24 protein-coding genes are annotated in these 19,490 nt (G+C 39.4%); 20 read left to right on the top strand and 4 right to left on the bottom strand.

Features of this window, described 5'->3' with window-relative positions:
- Genes ACSQ8P_RS29480 through ACSQ8P_RS29450 form a run of 7 tightly spaced genes read left to right on the top strand, consistent with a single transcriptional unit; the run spans position 1 to position 6,798 of the window.
- Positions 1 to 1,071, top strand: a complete 1,071-nt coding sequence (locus ACSQ8P_RS29480) for an EpsG family protein (RefSeq protein WP_436239632.1) — start codon at positions 1 to 3, stop codon at positions 1,069 to 1,071.
- Positions 1,072 to 1,095: 24 nt separating this feature from the next.
- A complete protein-coding gene (locus ACSQ8P_RS29475; RefSeq protein ID WP_436238440.1) occupies positions 1,096 to 2,223 on the top strand; it encodes an acyltransferase family protein in 1,128 nt (375 codons plus the stop codon).
- A gap of 13 nt (positions 2,224 to 2,236) precedes the next feature.
- A complete protein-coding gene (galE, locus tag ACSQ8P_RS29470) occupies positions 2,237 to 3,298 on the top strand; it encodes a UDP-glucose 4-epimerase GalE (RefSeq protein ID WP_436238439.1) in 1,062 nt (353 codons plus the stop codon).
- An 11-nt stretch (positions 3,299 to 3,309) separates the two neighbouring features.
- Positions 3,310 to 3,915 (top strand): sugar transferase, encoded by a 606-nt coding sequence (locus ACSQ8P_RS29465; RefSeq protein ID WP_436238438.1) that lies wholly within the window; start codon positions 3,310 to 3,312, stop codon positions 3,913 to 3,915.
- Positions 3,902 to 4,891, top strand: a complete 990-nt coding sequence (locus ACSQ8P_RS29460) for an ATP-grasp domain-containing protein (RefSeq protein ID WP_436238437.1) — start codon at positions 3,902 to 3,904, stop codon at positions 4,889 to 4,891. Before ACSQ8P_RS29465 ends, ACSQ8P_RS29460 begins: the two co-directional genes overlap by 14 nt.
- A complete protein-coding gene (locus tag ACSQ8P_RS29455; protein WP_436238436.1) occupies positions 4,881 to 5,582 on the top strand; it encodes an HAD family hydrolase in 702 nt (233 codons plus the stop codon). Before ACSQ8P_RS29460 ends, ACSQ8P_RS29455 begins: the two co-directional genes overlap by 11 nt.
- A 46-nt stretch (positions 5,583 to 5,628) precedes the next feature.
- Positions 5,629 to 6,798, top strand: coding sequence for a DegT/DnrJ/EryC1/StrS family aminotransferase (locus ACSQ8P_RS29450; protein ID WP_436238435.1), 1,170 nt, complete (start codon positions 5,629 to 5,631; stop codon positions 6,796 to 6,798).
- Between the two features lie 12 nt (positions 6,799 to 6,810).
- Here ACSQ8P_RS29450 and ACSQ8P_RS29445 read toward each other — a convergent pair whose 3' ends face one another.
- Positions 6,811 to 6,978, bottom strand: coding sequence for a hypothetical protein (locus ACSQ8P_RS29445; RefSeq protein WP_436238434.1), 168 nt, complete (start codon positions 6,976 to 6,978; stop codon positions 6,811 to 6,813).
- A gap of 117 nt (positions 6,979 to 7,095) precedes the next feature.
- Here ACSQ8P_RS29445 and glmS point away from each other — a divergent pair, with 117 nt between their 5' ends.
- The 3 genes from glmS to ACSQ8P_RS29430 all read left to right on the top strand — a co-directional run bounded on the left by glmS (position 7,096) and on the right by ACSQ8P_RS29430 (position 9,755).
- On the top strand, positions 7,096 to 8,904 hold the full coding sequence (gene glmS, locus ACSQ8P_RS29440; RefSeq protein WP_436238433.1) for a glutamine--fructose-6-phosphate transaminase (isomerizing): 1,809 nt from the start codon (positions 7,096 to 7,098) through the stop codon (positions 8,902 to 8,904).
- 8 nt (positions 8,905 to 8,912) lie between these two features.
- Positions 8,913 to 9,260: a helix-turn-helix domain-containing protein gene (locus ACSQ8P_RS29435; protein WP_436238432.1), complete on the top strand. Its 348-nt coding sequence runs from the start codon at positions 8,913 to 8,915 to the stop codon at positions 9,258 to 9,260.
- Positions 9,261 to 9,413: 153 nt separating this feature from the next.
- Positions 9,414 to 9,755 carry a helix-turn-helix domain-containing protein gene (locus tag ACSQ8P_RS29430; RefSeq protein ID WP_436238431.1) on the top strand — a complete coding sequence of 114 codons (342 nt, stop codon included), beginning with the start codon at positions 9,414 to 9,416 and terminating at the stop codon, positions 9,753 to 9,755.
- 19 nt (positions 9,756 to 9,774) lie between these two features.
- Here the strand turns inward: ACSQ8P_RS29430 and ACSQ8P_RS29425 are convergent, their stop codons facing one another.
- Complete coding sequence (locus tag ACSQ8P_RS29425) at positions 9,775 to 9,948, bottom strand: anti-repressor SinI family protein (protein ID WP_436239631.1); 174 nt, start codon at positions 9,946 to 9,948, stop codon at positions 9,775 to 9,777.
- Between the two features lie 197 nt (positions 9,949 to 10,145).
- Between ACSQ8P_RS29425 and ACSQ8P_RS29420 the strand changes: the two genes are divergently transcribed.
- Positions 10,146 to 11,012 carry a metallophosphoesterase gene (locus ACSQ8P_RS29420; RefSeq protein ID WP_436238430.1) on the top strand — a complete coding sequence of 289 codons (867 nt, stop codon included), beginning with the start codon at positions 10,146 to 10,148 and terminating at the stop codon, positions 11,010 to 11,012.
- A gap of 159 nt (positions 11,013 to 11,171) precedes the next feature.
- Here the strand turns inward: ACSQ8P_RS29420 and ACSQ8P_RS29415 are convergent, their stop codons facing one another.
- Complete coding sequence (locus ACSQ8P_RS29415) at positions 11,172 to 11,582, bottom strand: hypothetical protein (protein ID WP_436238429.1); 411 nt, start codon at positions 11,580 to 11,582, stop codon at positions 11,172 to 11,174.
- Positions 11,583 to 11,825: 243 nt separating this feature from the next.
- Here ACSQ8P_RS29415 and ACSQ8P_RS29410 point away from each other — a divergent pair, with 243 nt between their 5' ends.
- Positions 11,826 to 12,332 (top strand): tyrosine-type recombinase/integrase, encoded by a 507-nt coding sequence (locus ACSQ8P_RS29410; protein ID WP_056608974.1) that lies wholly within the window; start codon positions 11,826 to 11,828, stop codon positions 12,330 to 12,332.
- A 31-nt stretch (positions 12,333 to 12,363) separates the two neighbouring features.
- On the opposite strand, the gene ACSQ8P_RS29405 is transcribed toward ACSQ8P_RS29410, so the two are convergent.
- Positions 12,364 to 12,732 carry a helix-turn-helix domain-containing protein gene (locus ACSQ8P_RS29405; protein ID WP_436239630.1) on the bottom strand — a complete coding sequence of 123 codons (369 nt, stop codon included), beginning with the start codon at positions 12,730 to 12,732 and terminating at the stop codon, positions 12,364 to 12,366.
- Between the two features lie 597 nt (positions 12,733 to 13,329).
- Between ACSQ8P_RS29405 and ACSQ8P_RS29400 the strand changes: the two genes are divergently transcribed.
- From ACSQ8P_RS29400 to ACSQ8P_RS29365, 8 genes are all read left to right on the top strand, one after another.
- Positions 13,330 to 14,328, top strand: a complete 999-nt coding sequence (locus ACSQ8P_RS29400; protein WP_436238428.1) for an LCP family protein — start codon at positions 13,330 to 13,332, stop codon at positions 14,326 to 14,328.
- A 363-nt stretch (positions 14,329 to 14,691) separates the two neighbouring features.
- Entirely contained in the window at positions 14,692 to 14,844 is a 153-nt protein-coding gene (locus ACSQ8P_RS29395) for a hypothetical protein (protein ID WP_436238427.1), read from the top strand.
- A gap of 137 nt (positions 14,845 to 14,981) precedes the next feature.
- The gene (locus ACSQ8P_RS29390; protein ID WP_436238426.1) at positions 14,982 to 15,422 is read left to right on the top strand and encodes a hypothetical protein; all 441 of its coding nucleotides are present in this window, start codon (positions 14,982 to 14,984) and stop codon (positions 15,420 to 15,422) included.
- Entirely contained in the window at positions 15,416 to 16,180 is a 765-nt protein-coding gene (locus ACSQ8P_RS29385; protein ID WP_436238425.1) for a tyrosine-protein phosphatase, read from the top strand. The genes ACSQ8P_RS29390 and ACSQ8P_RS29385 overlap by 7 nt, the downstream gene beginning before the upstream one ends.
- A gap of 74 nt (positions 16,181 to 16,254) precedes the next feature.
- Positions 16,255 to 17,010 carry a YveK family protein gene (locus ACSQ8P_RS29380; protein ID WP_436238424.1) on the top strand — a complete coding sequence of 252 codons (756 nt, stop codon included), beginning with the start codon at positions 16,255 to 16,257 and terminating at the stop codon, positions 17,008 to 17,010.
- Positions 16,991 to 17,680: a CpsD/CapB family tyrosine-protein kinase gene (locus ACSQ8P_RS29375; RefSeq protein WP_436238423.1), complete on the top strand. Its 690-nt coding sequence runs from the start codon at positions 16,991 to 16,993 to the stop codon at positions 17,678 to 17,680. Before ACSQ8P_RS29380 ends, ACSQ8P_RS29375 begins: the two co-directional genes overlap by 20 nt.
- A gap of 249 nt (positions 17,681 to 17,929) precedes the next feature.
- Positions 17,930 to 18,826 carry a UTP--glucose-1-phosphate uridylyltransferase GalU gene (gene galU / locus ACSQ8P_RS29370; protein ID WP_436238422.1) on the top strand — a complete coding sequence of 299 codons (897 nt, stop codon included), beginning with the start codon at positions 17,930 to 17,932 and terminating at the stop codon, positions 18,824 to 18,826.
- 17 nt (positions 18,827 to 18,843) lie between these two features.
- Positions 18,844 to 19,488 carry a sugar transferase gene (locus ACSQ8P_RS29365; RefSeq protein WP_436238421.1) on the top strand — a complete coding sequence of 215 codons (645 nt, stop codon included), beginning with the start codon at positions 18,844 to 18,846 and terminating at the stop codon, positions 19,486 to 19,488.
- Positions 19,489 to 19,490: the final 2 nt, after the last annotated feature.

Here is a 19,490-nt window from a genome sequence, read left to right as displayed (position 1 = left end):
TTGGCCATTTTCTATATTAATCTTGTTATTGTCTATTTCTTCTCTTTGTTTGCAAGATTAGTTGTTAATAGGTCTTCGGGGTTAACTGTTTCAAGACCGAACTTTTTGTTAGCTTTGATTGTGATGGTTACAATGGTTTTAGTTTCAGGGCTTCGCAAGAATATTGGAGATACATATTTTTATATGTTTTCTTATGCTCAAAATGATTTTAGCTGGGAAAGTATTAAAGATATGAAGGATGTTGGTTTTAACATCTTTCAATTGCTTTTGCAGAAGATATCTCATAACCCACAATTATTAATTTTAGTAGTAGCTGCTGTAACAAATGTCTTGATTATCTTCACCTTATATAAGTACGCAAGATTATTTGAATTGAGTTTATATGTTTACATTACAAGTGGTATGTATATAGCCTCCATGAATGGGATTAGACAATTAATGGCAGCAGCAATTGCATTTGCTGCAACGAAATATTTGTTTAACGGCGATTGGAAAAAGTACTTTCTAGTTATCCTTGTAGCAGGACAAATACATCAAAGTGCTTATATTCTAATCCCACTGTATTTTGTTGCTAGAAGAAAAGCTTGGACATGGTCGACTGGTGCATTACTGATACTTAGTATTTTTGTAGTCCTTGGGTTTAATCAATTTTCATCCGTAATGTTCTCTGTTTTAGAGAATAATCAGTATGGTGGATATGTGAATGCGGAAGTGGGAGGTACCAATATAATTCGTGTTGCTGTTAGTGGTGTTCCTATCCTATTTGCCTATCTAGGAAGGAATAAGCTGCGAGAAATTTTCCCGCAAAGCGATTATGTTGTCAACATGTCATTACTAGCCTTCGTATTTATGCTTATTTCAACACAAAATTGGATATTTGCTCGAGTTTCTTTTTATTTTCTATTATATAACCCGTTGTTAATCTCATGGATAATTCATTTATTTCATACACGAATGCAAAAATTATTATATTACTTAATAATTGTTTTTTACTTTATTTACTTTTTTTATGAAAGTGCTATTAGTTTAGGAATCGTTTATAAAAGCGACTTCATTCATTTTTTTCAATAATAATTTGACGTTAGGGGGATAGTGATGACGAGAGCTAGAAACTTGGGACAAAAAGATAATCAAAATAAATTATATAATATTCAATATTTAAGAGCATTTGCTTCAATTGTAGTTTTGCTTTTTCATGTAACTAATTTAATAAAGCAACAAATTAATTATGATTTTGCATACAATATTTTTAGTTTTGGATACATGGGAGTCGATTTATTTTTTGTTTTAAGTGGATTTATTATAAGTTATATTCATTTTGCAGATTTCGGATTAAGTTCAAGGTTAAAATCATTTTTTCTAAAGAGGTTTACTCGAGTATTTCCAGTATATTGGATTGTATTATTTCCAGTTGTTATTGGCAATCTTCTAATACCTTCGATGGGTATTGGAAGTGAAAGCTACACTACCGAGATCATTACTTCAATGTTTCTAGTACCCCAAAATCATCATCCTATACTTGATGTTGCATGGACACTAAGACATGAAATGTTTTTTTACATTATTTTTGGTTTACTTTTCGTCTTTAATAGTAAGAAGATAATACTATGGATAGGAATATTAACCTGGTTTGGAATGTCGACATATTCTCTATTTTTTAAGCCGGACGGTTCTTGGTTGCTATTTAATTTTATTTTCAGTCCACTTAACTTGGAATTCATATTAGGTTGTTTTGTTGCATTCTTACTTTTAAAAATTAAATTTAGTTTGAACTTTGCTAGAGTTCTTACTTTCCTGGGTATAGGTTTATTTCTACTTTCCTGTATGAATGAATATTTTGGTGTTTATGAGATGAATCGGGTAGTTCAATGGGGAATTCCATCGACTTTATTGATTTTAGGCCTAACCATTTTTGACATCAAATCGTCGGTACGGGTAATTAAGATATTGCATTATTTGGGAAATGCATCCTACTCGATTTATTTAACCCATGTTCCTTGTATATATTTGTTTATTTTAGTTATGAATAAATTAATGTTATTTGATTTACTAGGAAGCTTCTTTGCAGTATTAATTTGTTCAATCCTAACACTGGCCTCTGGATGTATATTTTATCAGATTGTAGAAAGACCAATGTTGAAATTTGTTAAAAAAGTATTCTTGAATGATCAATTTAGAACGTTGAAACCAATATCACATCAGGTAGTTAAAAGTAATTTATGAAGGGGGAGTCCAAATGGCAATTCTCGTAACAGGAGGTGCCGGTTATATCGGCAGTCACACCTGCTTGGAATTATTGAATGCAGGCCATGAGGTAATCGTTGTTGATAATTTAAGCAATAGCAGCATTGAATCTTTAAGAAGAGTAAGTGAGCTCACTGGGAAGACAATCAAATTTTATCAAGTTGATTTATTAAATAAGGAAAAACTTGATACCGTGTTTGGACAAAATAATATTGAAGCTGTTATTCATTTTGCAGGGCTTAAAGCAGTAGGGGAATCCGTTGAGATTCCTCTTTTTTATTATCATAATAACATTGGTGGAACCATTATATTATGTGAAGTCATGAAAAAATATGGGATAAAGAGAATGGTATTCAGTTCCTCTGCAACCGTATACGGAATGTCAGAAACTACTCCAATTACTGAGAATTCCCCGTTAAGCGCGACCAACCCTTATGGGCGCAGTAAACTCATAATTGAAGAAATATTGAATGATTTATATGTCTCTGATAATAGTTGGAGTATTGCCGTTTTGAGGTATTTCAACCCAATTGGAGCTCACAAAAGCGGGCGGATTGGTGAGGATCCAAATGGTGTGCCCAATAATCTAATGCCTTACATTTCACAAGTAGCTGTTGGGAGACTAAAGGAACTTAGTGTTTATGGGAATGATTATTTAACTTTGGATGGCACAGGTGTAAGGGATTATATCCATGTTGAAGATCTTGCTCGTGGGCATTTAAAAGCCTTAAAGAAGATAATGGCAGACTCAGGCGTGGAAGCTTATAACCTAGGTACTGGACAGGGTTACAGTGTGCTTGAAATGGTTTCTGCTTTTGAACGTGTTTCTGGTAAGTTAGTGCCGTATAGGATAAGAGATAGAAGACCAGGTGACATAGGTATTTGTTATTCGGATCCGACGAAAGCTGAGCGGGAATTAGGATGGGTTGCTGAAAAGGGAATAGAAGAGATGTGCCTTGATGCGTGGCGTTGGCAGTTGAGTAACCCAAATGGTTATCAGGAACTGTCGAACACATCGAGCGAGTTTGAAAATCCAAGACTCATAGTGATGTAGGAGAAGATCCCATGAAGCGTTTATTTGATTTAGTTGTCGCGGTGACTTTACTCATTGTATTTCTTCCGATTATCGGAATTGTTGCCATCCTAGTGAGGATGAAGTTGGGATCGCCAATTATTTTTAAACAGATGAGGCCTGGATTACATGTGAAACCTATTCGAATTTTAAAATTTCGTACAATGACAGATGCTATAGACAAAGATGGGAGACCATTACCCGATTCAATTCGGTTAACACCTTTTGGTGAATTTCTTCGAAAGTATAGCTTAGATGAACTACTGCAATTGATTAATGTGATAAAAGGTGATTTGAGCTTAGTGGGACCTAGACCACTCCTAGAAGAGTATTTGCCACTATACACCGTAGAACAAGCCAAAAGACATAACGTTAGACCTGGAATTACAGGTTGGGCACAGGTAAATGGTAGAAATGCGATCTCTTGGGAAGAAAAATTTAATCTAGATGTATGGTACGTTGAAAATCAAAGCTTTCTACTTGACTTAAAAATATTAGTTTTAACATTAAGTAAAGTACTGAGATCGGAAGGAATTCAGAACGGTAAACATGCAACAATGCCAATATTTGAAGGGAGCATGAAAAATGTTGAACAGTAAGATGAATATTTTGTTTACTAGCTCGGGTAGAAGATTATCCTTATTACAACAATTTAAGAAGATGTTCATTCAATATGGTATTAATGGGAACATAATTACTGCTGATTTGAGGCTTACGGCACCTACTGCTTTTATTAGTGATAAGCATTACATTGTACCCAGAGTTACAGATCCCAATTACATGACGAGATTAAAAGAAATTTGCCGAAATGAAAAAATTGATATTATTATTCCTCTAATTGATACGGAATTAATGGTATTATCGGAAAACCAAAAAGGTTTTGAAGAAATAGGCGTTAAGTTACTCGTCTCAAGTAAAGAACTGAACGAAATGGCAGGCGATAAAATAAAAACATACCAATTTTTTCAAGAAAGAAATATTTCAACGCCGAAAGTCTTCACAGAAGATGAAATTAATAATAAGCAATATCAATTTCCGCTATTAATTAAGCCTCTCGATGGAAGTTCGAGCGTTGGGGTTACCAAAATTAATAACGAAAAAGAATTGCTATTTTTTAAGGATTACATTCCGAATGCGATGATTCAGGAATTTGTTTCTGGTACTGAGTATACGGTTGATGTGATGCTCGATTTTAACGGGAATATCCGTACTGTTGTTCCAAGATTACGAATTGAAACTAGGGCTGGAGAAGTAAGTAAGGGAGTAACGAAGAAAGATGATGACATTATCGCTGCAGTCCAACGCGTAGTCAATTTATTACCAGGTCCAGTTGGATGTATTACCTTACAATGCTTCAAAAAGAACGATGGAGAGATTACCTTTATTGAAATAAATCCTCGTTTTGGCGGGGGCATCCCACTTTCTATTGAGGCTGGAGCGAATTTCCCATTGTGGGTCCTCCAAATGTGCAGCGGAGAGAATTTCACTGAAGGGGATTATTCTTGGAGGGAAAATTTGACGATGCTTAGATATGATGATGCCATATTTACGGAGAGTATTCAACATGACCTGTAATGCTTTGGTGTTCGATATGGATGATACCTTATATGAAGAAAGACATTATGTGAGCAGCGGTTTTGCAGCAATTGATAGTTGGTTGAGCAATACGTATAACCTTTTTGGTTTCTATGAAACAGCAATGGAGTTATTTAATTCAGGTGAAAGAAGTTTAATTTTTAATAAAACATTACTTAAGCTCAAGATCGTTTATGATGATTCGACTATTAAAGAAATGGTGGAAGTATATCGTTCTCATAAGCCAGATATTCAGTTATCAACGGATGCCAGTTGGATCCTTGAAAAGGTGAGAGAAACGGTAAAGATTGGTTTAATTTCAGATGGCTATTTAATTTCACAGGAAAAGAAAGTAGAAGCACTTAAGCTACTTGAGAAATTTCACTCCGTTATTCTTACTGATAAATTAGGTAGAGAAAATTGGAAGCCTAGTCTTGTTCCATATGAACAAGCAAGTCAGGAATTAGGTGTCCCACATAGTCAGTGTGTGTACATAGGAGATAATGTTAATAAAGATTTTTATGCGGCTAAGAAACTCGGATGGACAACGGTTCAAATTGATCGTAAAGAGGGTATATATTCCGGCATAGCTGCGGAAGAGGAATTTACGGCGCATTATAAAATAGATAGTTTAAAAAATCTCATGGAATTACCAATGCTCAAACATATGTTTACAGTAGGTGCTGAATAGCACTTTTTTTGTTTGTTATTCTATTGGAAAAGGGTGTTCATATATAATGTTTACCAACAAAAAAAGAATCTATCTTTCTCCCCCGCATATGAGTGGTAATGAAATGGCGTATATCCAGGACGCTTTTGATACAAATTGGATCGCTCCGCTAGGCCCACATGTCGATGCCTTCGAGAAAGAGATAGCAAGTTATGTCGGTCTTGTTGATGCGGCAGCAGTGAGTTCGGGGACAGCGGCTATACACTTAGCCTTGCGACTATTGGATGTTGCTGAAGGCGATACCGTTTTTTGTTCAAGTCTAACGTTTGTTGCTAGTGCCAATCCGATTGTTTATTTGGGAGCAACCCCTGTATTTATTGATTCAGAGCCAGAAACGTGGAACATGTCTCCGCAGGCCTTAGAATGTGCTTTATTTGAGGCAGCTCGTAATGGGAAATTGCCTAAAGCGATCATTGTCGTTAATTTATACGGTCAAAGTGCCAAGATGGACGAAATCGCGGCCTTGTGTAAATTATTTCATGTCCCCATTATTGAAGACGCGGCAGAATCCTTAGGATCGACCTATAAAGGAAGAGCAAGCGGTTCATTTGGAAAGTTTGGCGTCTATTCCTTCAATGGGAATAAGATTATTTCCACATCAGGCGGAGGCATGTTGGTATCTAATGACATTGACGGGCTGAATAAAGCACGCTTTCTAGCCACGCAAGCACGTGATTATGCGCTGCACTATCAGCATAGTCAGATGGGATACAACTATCGTATGAGTAATATATTGGCGGGGGTTGGTCGAGCGCAGCTTGCGGTTTTGGAAGAAAGAGTGATCGCTAGACGTGTTGTATTTGAACGCTATTATCACGAGTTAGCCCATTTGCCAGGCATTCAGTTTATGCCGGAGTTACCGAATACACGATCGAATCGGTGGCTGACAGCGTTGACAGTCGATGCCAAAGAATCCGGCGTATCCGTGGAGACATTAATAGAACATCTGGCGGAAGAGAATATCGAGGCTCGTCTAGTTTGGAAACCGCTGCATATGCAGCCGCTGTTCGAAGGGGTTACCTATTATCCGCATAGTGACAACGACAATGTGTCAGAACGATTATTCCAATCAGGCTTATGCCTGCCTTCGGGCTCTAGTATGACGGAAGAAGAGCAAGATCGGGTCATTACATGTATTCAGAAATCCATCCTTAAAGCCAATAGTATTAGTGCTTAACGAAGAGTTTGCCTACGAATTCTCGTCCATTTTCATACGATGATGAATCATTTTCTGGAATAAAGTTATTTTCGTTTGGATGTCGAGGCAGTCTTGATAGAGGATGTAGTTGTAGTCATGCATGAATTTATGGTACATACGTATCACCTTTCTCCATACGTTTATCCAAAATGAAGTCATGACATGAATTCCTCCCTTCTGTACAAACGTATGAATAAACAGACAAATCTATTCAGTTATTCCTAAATGCTGCCTTGTTGTTCTTTATTAAGAATTGGGATTAGGGAGGTAATACGAGTGTGCGGAATTGTGGGATATATCGGCAGTCAGGATGCGAAGGAAATATTGGTTAAGGGATTAGAAAAGCTAGAATATCGAGGGTATGATTCTTCTGGTATTGCTATTTTGAACGACAATGGCCTGCATCTGTATAAAGAAAAAGGCAGAATTGCAGCGCTTCGCGAAGTTATTGATCCGGAGCAAGGGGCGCGAATGGGAATCGGTCACACAAGGTGGGCGACGCATGGCAAACCAAGTAAGCGCAATGCACATCCTCATCAAAGTCATAATGGTAGATTCACCGTCGTACATAATGGTGTGATTGAGAATTATCAAGAGCTGAAGGAGAAGTCCCTTGCGCATATTCCATTCTCCAGTGATACGGACACGGAAGTCATTGTACAAAAAATGGAGCAACTTGTGGAGAGTGGGTTATCCGTCGAGGAGGCTTTTCGGCAGTTACTTCTAGCAATTAAAGGTTCATACGCTATTGCTGTATTAGATAGTCAGGACACGGAAACCATTTATGTTGGCAAAAATAAAAGTCCTTTACTCATCGGGCTTGGATCTGATTTCCATGTTATTGCGAGTGATGCGATGGCGATGCTGCAGCTTACGAATCAATTCGTCGAATTGATGGATGAAGAGATGGTTATTCTTCGCCAGCATGCCAAAATAATCAAAAATCTGGATGGTGAAATGATTCAAAGAAGACCTTTTCAAGTAAAGCTGGATGCCAGCGATATAGAGAAAGGTTTATACCCGCACTATATGCTCAAGGAGATTGACGAGCAACCATTGGTTATTCGTAAAGTGATATCCAAATATCAGGATGGCCAAGGGGGGATCTTGATTGACCCGCAGCTGCGTGAACGTGTGACATTGGCGGATCGCATTTATGTAATAGCCTGTGGAACCAGTTATCACGCTGGATTAGTTGGTAAGCAATTGATCGAGAAGATCGCGAACATACCGGTTGAAGCACATATCGCCAGCGAGTTTCTGTATAACAGGCCTATTCTGTCCGCGAATCCGTTGTTTATCTTTATTTCGCAGAGCGGCGAGACAGCAGATAGCAGAGGCGTATTGGTTGCGATTAAACAGATGGGCTATCCTACCGTAACAATAACTAACGTGCCAGGCTCGACGCTATCTCGCGAAGCGGATTATACGTTACTAACGCATGCGGGACCAGAGATCGCCGTAGCTTCAACGAAAGCCTACACGGCACAAATTGCTGTATTAGCTTTACTTGCCTTCGATAGCGTAAGAGGGAAAGGCATGGAGCATCTGCAGGCCATTAATCCTTTTCATGAGCTGAGTATCGCTGCGAACGCTATGGAAATTTTGATTAATAAGAAAGAGATGATGGAAGAGGTCGTATGGCAATACCTCACCTTCTCACGGAATTGCTTTTTTATCGGCCGAGGGGTAGATTATTATGTTGCATTAGAAGGTGCGCTAAAGCTGAAGGAGATTTCCTACATCCAAGCAGAAGGGTTCGCAGGCGGAGAACTCAAGCACGGCACAATTGCTTTAGTTGAGGAGGGGACACCAGCCATTGCTCTCATTACACAGCCGCATATTCGTGCGAACGTTCGAAGCAATGTGCAAGAAATGATGGCACGTGGTGCCCATGTTTGCATGATTAGCATGGAAGGATCAGAGGAGAGAGGCGATCACATTGTGCTGCCTGCCGTCCATGAGCTGCTAACCCCTCTGGTTTCAGTTATTCCGTTACAATTAATCGCATATTATGCAGCTAAATATCGGGGCTGTGATATTGATAAGCCCAGAAATCTTGCCAAAAGTGTCACTGTGGAGTGATGATAACGATGATTGGTCACAATATATCGAGTATTCGTAAGCAAAGGGGGTATACATTGTCCGAGCTTTCCGAACGGACAGGTATTTCCAAGTCGTATCTAAGCAACATTGAGAGAAATTTGAAACAGAATCCTTCCATTCATGTCATCGAGAAAATTGCTTTGGTTCTCAAGGTTGATCTGAAAATACTTTTGAAAATTGCTGTAGAAGTGGAAACAAACCAGCAGCTTGATCAGGAATGGATGGATTTTATTACGGACTTAAAAAAGTCAGGAATTAAAAAGGAACGGATCCATGAGTTGAAAATTTTGATAGAGTTTATGAAATGGCATAATGACAAAACAACTAATTTATGAAGAGATCTTATGTAACTTATTAATGGCAGGGAAGTAAAAACTAGCCCCTTAGGGGGCTAGTTTTGTTCTTTATTAGGAACAACATTTGTTCTTTAATAGGAATTCTGTTATACTAATAGGAGCAACTACTACATTTTAAAGGGAAGATCTAATATGATTGGTAAACGTGTACAACAATTAAGGAAAGAGAAGGGCCTGTCCCTCACAGAATTAGCTGAACGGGCAGGTGTGGCCAAATCGTATATTAGCAGCCTAGAGCGGGACATCCAAAAGAATCCTTCTATTCAGTTTCTAGAAAAGATTGCAGCTGTATTAAAGGTACCTGTCGACCGGCTTATTGATGATCAAGAAGAGATAGTTGTAGGTGATCGAGAGTTAGATGAGGAATGGTATGAAATCATTAAAGAAGCTATGACCTCCGGAGTAGATAAGCAGCAATTTCGGGAGTTTTTGGATTTCAATAAATGGAGAATGAAACGGCCTAACGATGAATAGCTAGCTTTGCTATGTGAACTTATGGGGACATACAGGGATCATTTTCATTTGTGTTTTGTGTTAGTTTCTTGGGGTGGAAGGGGCTTCTTAAGAACGCGCGGATATCTTCCATAGTAAGTCCCATCTTACGAGCGCTCATAATAAGATTGATCCACTCTGCATCATACTCTTCTATATCCATTTGCTTTAGCATGTTCACAACTGACCCCTCCAAAACTTTCTGTGTAAGATACGCTTTGTATCGTTATATGTATTATCGCATGTTTTTTCTCCGAAATCAATCCCGTTAACATTAAAATTATACAAACTGTATCATGGATTGATAAGGGAATTATGTATTATTTTGTATGAGACATAAGTCTTTGGACCTATTTAGGAGGCGGACGCAGCGTGGACGATACCCCCTTAAGTCGCAGGTCATTCCTCAAGCGTAGTCTAATGACAGTTGGTTCTTTAGGGATATTAGCGGGGATGAGTGGTGCATATGGTATTTTCGGTGAGCCAAATTGGACCCAGATAACGACGGTCAAACTATCATACAAGCGTTATCCATCTTCGTTTGCAGGTATGCGAATCGTACAATTCAGCGATACGCATATTAGTAAGCATTATGGCTTATCTCATTTAACTAAATTGGCCCAGCTGCTGCAGGGACAAGAGCCTGACATCCTTGTTTTTACTGGCGATTTATTTGATTCCAGACAGGGCGAAATATCGAATGACGTGATTCCAATTCTATCTCAGCTTCAAGCGCCTTATGGCAAATTTGCGGTACTAGGCAATCATGATTTGCGTATGGATGCGGAACGAATAACGGAGGTATTGGAGAAATCTGGTTTTAAGGTGCTAGTCAATGAAAGCCAAAGAATCAGCCGAGGTGATGAAAGTATTCATATCGTCGGTGTAGATGAGATGTTCCACGGCAACCCCAATCTACCACTCGCGCTAAAAGGGATTGAACAAGATGAATTCGTTCTCTTGCTCGCACATGAGCCTGATTTTGCCGATTGGGCTTCGAGATACCCTATCGATTTACAACTTTCCGGCCACAGTCACGGTGGGCAGATTCGTATTCCTTTTTATGGAAGTGTGTTCACACCAGATCTAGGCCAGAAGTACTCGATGGGTTTGTACAACTTCGCTGGAACTGAGTTCCATGTGTACACTAATCGCGGTATAGGTACGACCTTATTACCGATTCGATTTAATTGCCGGCCTGAGATCACTGTATTCGTTCTCGAGACGAATTCCATATAAATGCAAAAACTCCGCGGCACAATGGATGCAGCGGAGTTTTCTATTACCACATAAGAAAGCATAAGTTTTCGACTCTCGAAAACGGCTTTATTATTGGCGATAAAAACAACATCTAAAACGCGGTCGCTCCTCCTCGAAGTACTTCGATAGAAGTTTTTCTCAATAACAGAACCATTTTTTCCAGATATTATAGGATTCTTCGCATTCAATATCTTCGAAATCAAAATCGTCCCAGCAATCTTCCCAATCAGAATCGTCCCAGTCGTGATTGTTATTGTCTTTATCTTTATCCTTGTCTTTGCCCTTGTCATTGTTGTTTTGATTGTTGTATTGATTGTTGTTTTGATTATTGTTTGGATTGTTGTTTTGGTTGTTGTTGTAATTACTGTTGTTAGTGTTGCCATATGTATTTGAATTGAAAATTTTACTTAAATTATTCATGAATTGAGATAGTAGACTATTCTTCTGTGAATTTCCGTTATCATAGCCTGAAGCAAAGGCTGATGCAGGAAATAGAATGGTAGTCAGGAGTATAACAATAAGCGGTATCCTTAGCATTTTCTTGAACATGGATGGCGCAACCTCCTTTCTAGAATAGTATAATAATATTGTTCTTTATAAAGAATTATACTTTAAATTTTAGGGTTTGAGAACAGTGAAAGGCATAGATCATTTCTTAAATTTATGATACAATATGTAACATAGTAGATGTAAAGGGAGTGGTATGCCAATAAAATGATATCTTTACCCATCGATAGATACATAACGTAACATATTCTATGAAACAAATTAAGGTCATGTGAGGTGCTACTCATGCAAGTTGTTCAACCAATTAGAGAACAAGAAAAGATCGAGCAAATTCAGGAAGTGTTGAAAGAACAATCGGTTCGTGACTGGCTGCTTTTCACAATTGGGATTAATTCAGGACTTCATCTTAGTGATATTCTCTATTTAAAAGTAAAAGATGTAACGGATCGAAATATTGTGAGTGTAAGAGAGGAGAAAACGGGGAAAGTAAAGACATTCCAGCTTTCTTCGCAGCTGAAGGCTTATATTAAGGAATATGTCCAATATATGGATGAAGACAATTACTTATTTCCTTCCCAGCGTACGGGTCACCCTATTAAGCGAATACGTGTGTATCGGATTCTTAATCAGGCTGCAAAGCAGGTAGGCTTAACAGATATAGGCACGCATACCCTTCGTAAGACCTATGGCTATCATTACTACCTCAAAACGAGAAATGTCTCTGTACTTAGAGATTTGTTTAATCAGTCAGCACCATCCGTGACTTTAAAGTATATTGGTGTCAACAATTAATGGAAGGCTGAGCGTTGAGAGCAGTTAGTCATTACTCTAATGAACGCTCAGCCCTAACAAAAGCAATAAATCTTCTTGCTTCCTCAGCAGATAATCGTTTTCCATCCACAGTTAATGAAAACTTCTGTAGAATACCCTCGTCTGTTAAATCGAGATTTTCGACAAAGTCTCGCACATCTTCATCCAAGACAGTTTGTTGATGATTCGTACGCCCTAGCAAATAATCAATAGAAACATTGAAAAAGTTTGCAATCTTATTAATAGTTTCATAATCAGGTTCGCGGCGATTAGTCTCATAGTGAGACAAGGATGCTCTAGAAATACCTATTTTGATAGATAAATCCTCTTGGGTTAGTCCTCTTTTTTCACGTAAGAGTGCAATGCGATCTCCGTATTTCAGCTTGATCAGTCCTCACTGTTCATAATCATTCCATTATTATATCCACTATCATTAACGAAATATACCAGAAGATAATTATAACAAAGCAGAGATTCATTTGACTAGATACAAAATGTATTTGAAAAAATTAATAAACCCTTGATAAGTTACGAAATGTATCATATAATGAATATTATATACATATTGTAACAGGTTACGACATTTAGTCATACATTAAGGGGTGGTAATTGATGATTAATTTTGAAAAAGTATATTGTGTCGAATGCAACACAATGATGGATAAGTGTGATGCCAGAAAGATTTTTAAGACAGGCTACTATCATACAACGATTCCTTTGGCTCATTGCATGAAATGCGAGACTATGCATGCTATTTACATTCCGAGCTATGTTGAAGGAATGGCTGTTGCGAGTTGGATTTGATCGGATAAGGCGGAGGCAACATGAGAGACATGAATTGGACTTGTCATCACCAATAAGCCACGCTCTCTTAGTTGCATAAGAGACGTGGCTTATTATTTATCTTCTCTCTTGTATTTCTATAATCCCGATGATACAATACGTATCTAATAAATGGATAAGTTAAAGGAGTGACTACATGCGTCGTTGGGTAGTGTACACTGCAGGCTGTCTCTTTGTTGGATTCATTGGGGGGGGATTAGGCGTTTATTGGAAATATGAGCCCGTTCATCACTTTGAGCAAGTAGACGTGCCGGTTTTAAGCAGGCCATCGCTTCCTATTGAGGAAGGAGTGACGGTCACCCAGCCTAAGCCTGCTTTGCAGCCAACGCCTCAAGTCACGCAGCAAGTACCAGCTAAACCGATAAAGTCATTCAATGTGCTTATCCTTGGGACGGACGCTAGAGGTAACGAGAATTCAAGATCGGATGTTGTTATGGTCTTACACATTATTCCTGGCACTCGTAAAATCAATATGATATCCATCCCTAGAGACAGTCGCGTCTTTATTGAGGGTGTTGGATACACCAAAATCAATCATGCGCATATGCTTGGCGAGATGCGGGGAGGTAACGAGGAGGGGACGAAGGAAGCTCTTCAAACGGTATCGAATTTTCTAGATGTACCCATCAATTATTACATGAAGACTAATTTTAAAGGTTTTGAGGATTTCATCGATACCATTGGCGGCGTTAATGTAGAGGTTAAAAATGATATTTATTTACTTCATTCTGGGGTGACACTACCTCAAGGGAAACAGCATATTGACGGCAAATTGGCGCTTAGTCTGGCAAGAGAAAGATACGCATTTGCGAATGGAGATTTCGATAGGCAAAGCGAGCAAACACAGCTATTAAAAACGGTTGCTACAGAAATCTTGAGACCAGAGCATATGGGAGAAATCGCAGGTTTGCTAACAAAAGTTAAGAAAGATATCGTGGATACTAATTTCCAGGATAACGATATCATTAGCCTAGCCTGGCTATTCAAAGGAATGACTGCGGACGATTTTACAACCATGCAAGTTCCGGGCCATAGTGGTTATGAGATGGATCCGTTGGTGCATTCACGGTTATATTATTGGATTCCGGATATGGCGAAGGTGAAGGAAATGAGCTCTACGTTATTTAAAGATTAAGGCCTTGCAGTCAAAAAAGAACCAACTTTCGCACTTTAGATACATTTTGTATCTGTTGGAATCGGAATTATTTTTTTTTGAAATGTCATATGACAAGAGCCGCTGATTCTATCAGACTTGGGTGCGCTTACAAGATTTCTTGCTCAAATCCGTGCAGGATTCTAATCATATCCGAGGATTTACGGGCATAACTTTGAAAACAGATAATGAAATTTTCACACATGCTATACAAGTCTTTGAGGATCTATCTAACTTTCTTTTTTGTGAAATCCTCTTGACAAGATACGAGATGTATCATAAATTGAAAGCAGAATTAAAGCGAAATGTCATAAAACATAACATGATCAGGAGTGGTGCTCTTTTATGGAAAAAGATAAGCCAGTTACACTTGAGATTAACGATGTTTTAAGACATTTGGGACTGGATTTGCAGCAGTTTCTGTTGTGGAAAGAAGGCCAGTCGACGAAAACCCTCCAAGTTAATCCAAACAATGCTCCCCTCACTCACGAGCGATAACACACGTCGCATCGCATCCAAACATTCCCCTAAATGCTCGATTACGTACGCCACACTTGTCGCCCGCACATAGAAGTCAGCACCTGTTGTAGTCAGGCTCAAAATGATACATACCGTAACATTAAGGAGGAGAATAAATGACTACATCTTTTGCTGAAGGATCAGAAATAGTTTTGAAATATCCTTGTTATGGTTTGATGAATATTAAGCAGATTGAAGGGCGAATGTTGGATTCCAAGTTTACGCCGTTCAAAGTGATCGACATTAGTCCTTCGCGGATGGGCTTCACTTCTTATTTAAGTCTACCCATAAATGAAAATGTGATTTGGTGTTTCCAATTTAAGTTTCATAACGAAGAAATATCGTTATGCGGTGTGCTTCGTGAAAAAAGCCAGTTAGAGAATGGATATGTCTATGCCGTGGAGTGGTTGGCGGAAGAAACATCGACAGGCGCCATCGTGCTGCAAACCATTCGTTTCTGGGAGCATCAATTTAAGAATGAATTTGAGAAAGCTGTGCGTGGCTATGTCAATGCCATGGAGCTAGCCAATAAGACAACAATGGATGTTTCATGCTAATTGATACGCATTGCCATATCTTACCTGGCATTGATGATGGCGCTAGAACGTTGGATGAAGCCATCGAAATGGCTCAATATGCTTCTAACGAAGGTATTCATACAATCGTGGCCACGCCTCACCATGGTGACGGGAGACACGATAATGAAGCGGAGAAGGTTGATCTTGCTGTACAAGAGTTGAACGATGAGCTTGAAAAGCGTCGTATACCCGTTCGTATCCTTCCAGGCCAAGAAGTTAGAGTCTCAAAGGGACTTCTTCTTGACTTGGATGCGGGGCACATTCGAACACTGAATTATAGCCGGTATGTCTTGCTAGAACTACCTCCAACAGGTATTCCTAGTTATTTTGACGAGGTATTGTATGAATTGCAGGTTGAAGGCTTAACGGTCATCCTGGCACATCCGGAAAGGCAGCTTGATTTCATTGTAAATCCCCGCTTGCTTTACAGCTACGTGGAACAGGGATGCCTGTGTCAAATGACTTCGCAGTCCTTGATGGGACTATTTGGCCGCAAAATCCAAAAGTTCGCCAGGTATGTTTGCAAGTCGCATTTAGCTCATTTCATCGCCTCGGATGCGCATAATTTGGCTAATCGGAGAAGTCATGTAGCAGAAGCTTTTTCGTATTTGGAAAAGGTTCAGGGTCGTAAAGCTCTGGAGAGGTATTCGATTAACGCGGCATGTGTCATACGAAATGAAACGATCGTAACGGAGACCTACCCGTATAAACGGAGGTTGTGGTCTTTCAATGGATAAGAAAATTTTTTTGAGCATCTATCTGACGTGAATTGATATGTTATCTAACATTACATTAACTATTGGAGGTCACAATGGAAATTGAACTCAGGCAATATTTGACCGTTGTTCAAAAAAAGCTAGGGTTGATTGCAAGCATCGTGCTCCTAGCAAGTGTAGTTACTGGGCTTGTGAGCTACTATTTGATTGATCCTCTTTATGAAGCCAGTTCTAAGATCATCGTCAATAAATCGACAGACATTCAAGGTAGGGATAATCTCGATTACGATTCGATACGAACGAATGCATTGTTGATTAAGACGTATAAGGAAATTATTTTAACCCCTGCCATACTCGACAGTGTTGTTGCGAAGTATCCTGATCTTGGTTTGACAAGCGCTGAACTCATGGACATGATTCTGGTTAGCTCAACGGTGGATACGCAAGTGATGAACATCTCGATTAGGAGTTTCTCGGCAGAGAACGCAGCTAAGACAGTGAATGCCGTCTCCGAAGTATTTAAGAATACAATTCCTTTCATTATGAAGGTAGATAATGTTGTCATTTTGAGTGAAGCAAAGCCCGAGGATAATCAGGGGCCAGTTTCACCTAATATCATCATGAATGTAGCGATCGCTTTCGCCCTATCCCTGATGTCCGCTATTGGCTTGGTCTTCCTCTTAGACTATTTGGATGATTCCATCCAGTCGGAAGTCGACATTGAACAATATCTGGGCTTACCTACACTTGCTATCATTTCTAAAGTAAAACCAGAAGATTTGCAAAGCAAAGCACCTTCTAAATCACATAGAAAGGTAGGGGATACGGTCTATGCGAACGCTAATCAATAAGCATCAGCTCATTACGGAATTGCAGCCTAAATCGCAAGTGTCCGAATCTTATCGAACCTTAAGAACGAACATTCAGTTCTCATCAATTGATCGCATCATGAAGACCATTTTAGTTACATCGGCGCAGCCTGGGGAAGGGAAATCAACGACAGCTGCTAACTTATCCGTTGCCTACGCCCAAGAGGGGAAGAAGGTACTGATTGTTGATGCTGATTTACGAAAGCCAACCATTCATCATTATTTTGGTAAGTCGAATCGTTACGGTTTGACCAGCGCCATTGTGAACCGAACCCAATTTGATGAGTTCATCAGTGAGACGTCTATCGAGAATTTATTCCTTATCACCTCAGGTCCGATCCCTCCGAACCCATCAGAATTGCTAATGTCGCAGAAAATGACCGCTTTCCTGGAGGAAATGGCAGCCAGATTTGATGTCATTATTATTGATTCGCCGCCAACGTTAGCTGTGGCAGACGCACAAATTTTAGCTACAAAATGTGATGGTGTTGTCATGGTCATCAGTGATGGGAAAGTCAAACGAGATATGGCTAGAAAGGCTATTCATAACTTAGAAAGAGTTCAGGCGAAGATTCTAGGTGTCGTCCTCAACAACAAGCGCCATAAGAAAAGTGATGTTGCGTATTACTACTATTATGGAGATAAGGAATGAATAGATTGTAGATCACTAAGTTCTGGGTTATGTCTACTACACCCTTATCAGTGTAGACACTCGTTCATGCTGTGGGCTAATAGCCTTAGACGTTATCGTCGCTGGTGTGAAGTGAGGTGGGGTTTAATGCCCTATTGTTTATTTTAAAAAATCGAGTCGTGCTGTATTCGTCATGAAGACAGCATGCCTGGTTTTTTTAAAACCAACAAAAGCAGCTAAATAGAGAAGAGAAAATAGGAGGAGTATTGGATGGAGAGAACAGTAAGGAAAGCAATCATTCCTGCAGCTGGTTTAGGGACTCGATTTTTACCCGCAACGAAAGCAATGCCGAAAGAAATGCTGCCCATTGTGGATAAGCCAACCATTCAATACATCGTAGAAGAGGCAATAGATTCAGGCATCGAGGACATTATTATTGTGACCGGGCGTAGTAAGAAGCCGATTGAGGACCATTTTGATAAAAACTATGAGCTGGAACAGAACCTGGAGAGCAAGAACAAAAGCGAATTATTACAAATCGTTCATGATTTAACGAATTTAGTTGATATTCACTATGTAAGACAGAAAGAAGCACTAGGATTAGGTCATGCGATCTGGTGTGCACGCAAATTCATTGGTAATGAGCCTTTTGCCGTTTTGTTAGGCGATATGATTATTGATAGTAAGGTCCCCTGCCTAAGGCAGATGGTGGATGTCTATGAAGCAACGAACGGTTCGAACATTATTGCCGTTGAGTCAGTACCCTGGGAGGACGTGAATAAATACGGCGTAATTGAAGGAAAGGAAGTAACCGATCGGCTTTCCTTTGTCCACAATTTAGTGGAAAAGCCACAGAAAAACCCACCATCTAATCTAGCCATAATGGGACGCTACATTCTTAATCCTGAAATTATGGATCTATTAGAACATACACATCCAGGTGTCGGCGGTGAAATTCAGCTAACGGACGCGTTGCAGCAGTTAGCACAGAAGCAAGCCATGTACAGTTATATGTATGAAGGTAAATTATACGATGTGGGGAGTAAAATTGGATTTCTGAAGGCAACCGTTGAATTTGCCATGAAGAATCAGGAATTAAGCGAGGAGTTTGAGCGCTATTTGTTTGATTACGCATTAAGTCAGCATGCAATTAAAGCTATTGTGTAAGGAAGTGACTGGGCACAATGGAAATGATCAATATCGAGAGTAGAGCGAAAGTTACGTCATCCTCACAATCGTCGATCGCTGAGCCAAGTGGCATATATGTACAAATCATCAAGCCGCTTATTGATTTACTAGTAAGTTTAATGCTGCTTATCTGTTCATTCCCGCTATTCCTTTGCGTTGCCATTCTAATTAAATTCGATTCCAAAGGATCTATTCTCTTTAAACAGCAACGATATGGTAAGCATGGTCGTGTGTTTCACATTTATAAGTTTCGAACAATGTATGAGAATGTTCCTACGGAAGGGCGATCTCCGATATCAGGCGATGACGCAAGAATTACACCGATAGGTCGTATACTGAGGAAAACGAGCATAGATGAGCTTCCACAAATGATCAACATTCTCAAAGGAGAAATGAGCTTCATTGGTCCTCGCCCAGAGCAAAAATCAATCGTAGAGGCAGAATATACCGAGTGGGAGCGTCAGCGATTCTGCATAACACCGGGAATTACAGGGTTGTGGCAAATTAGCTCCGAGCGGAAGCTTCCCATCCATGAGAATCTGCAGCATGATTTCAAGTATGCACGTGAAATATCGTGGCAGATGGATCTAAGAATCATTTGGGGGACTTTGCGGGTTATGATGAGGAGCAATACAGTTTAATT

Origin of the sequence: Paenibacillus sp. LjRoot153 (assembly GCF_964253085.1) — a bacterium.
Lineage (GTDB): Bacteria > Bacillota > Bacilli > Paenibacillales > NBRC-103111 > Paenibacillus_E.
Note: the sequence above shows the minus strand (reverse complement) of the source record. Positions and strands in the feature narration are given on the sequence as shown.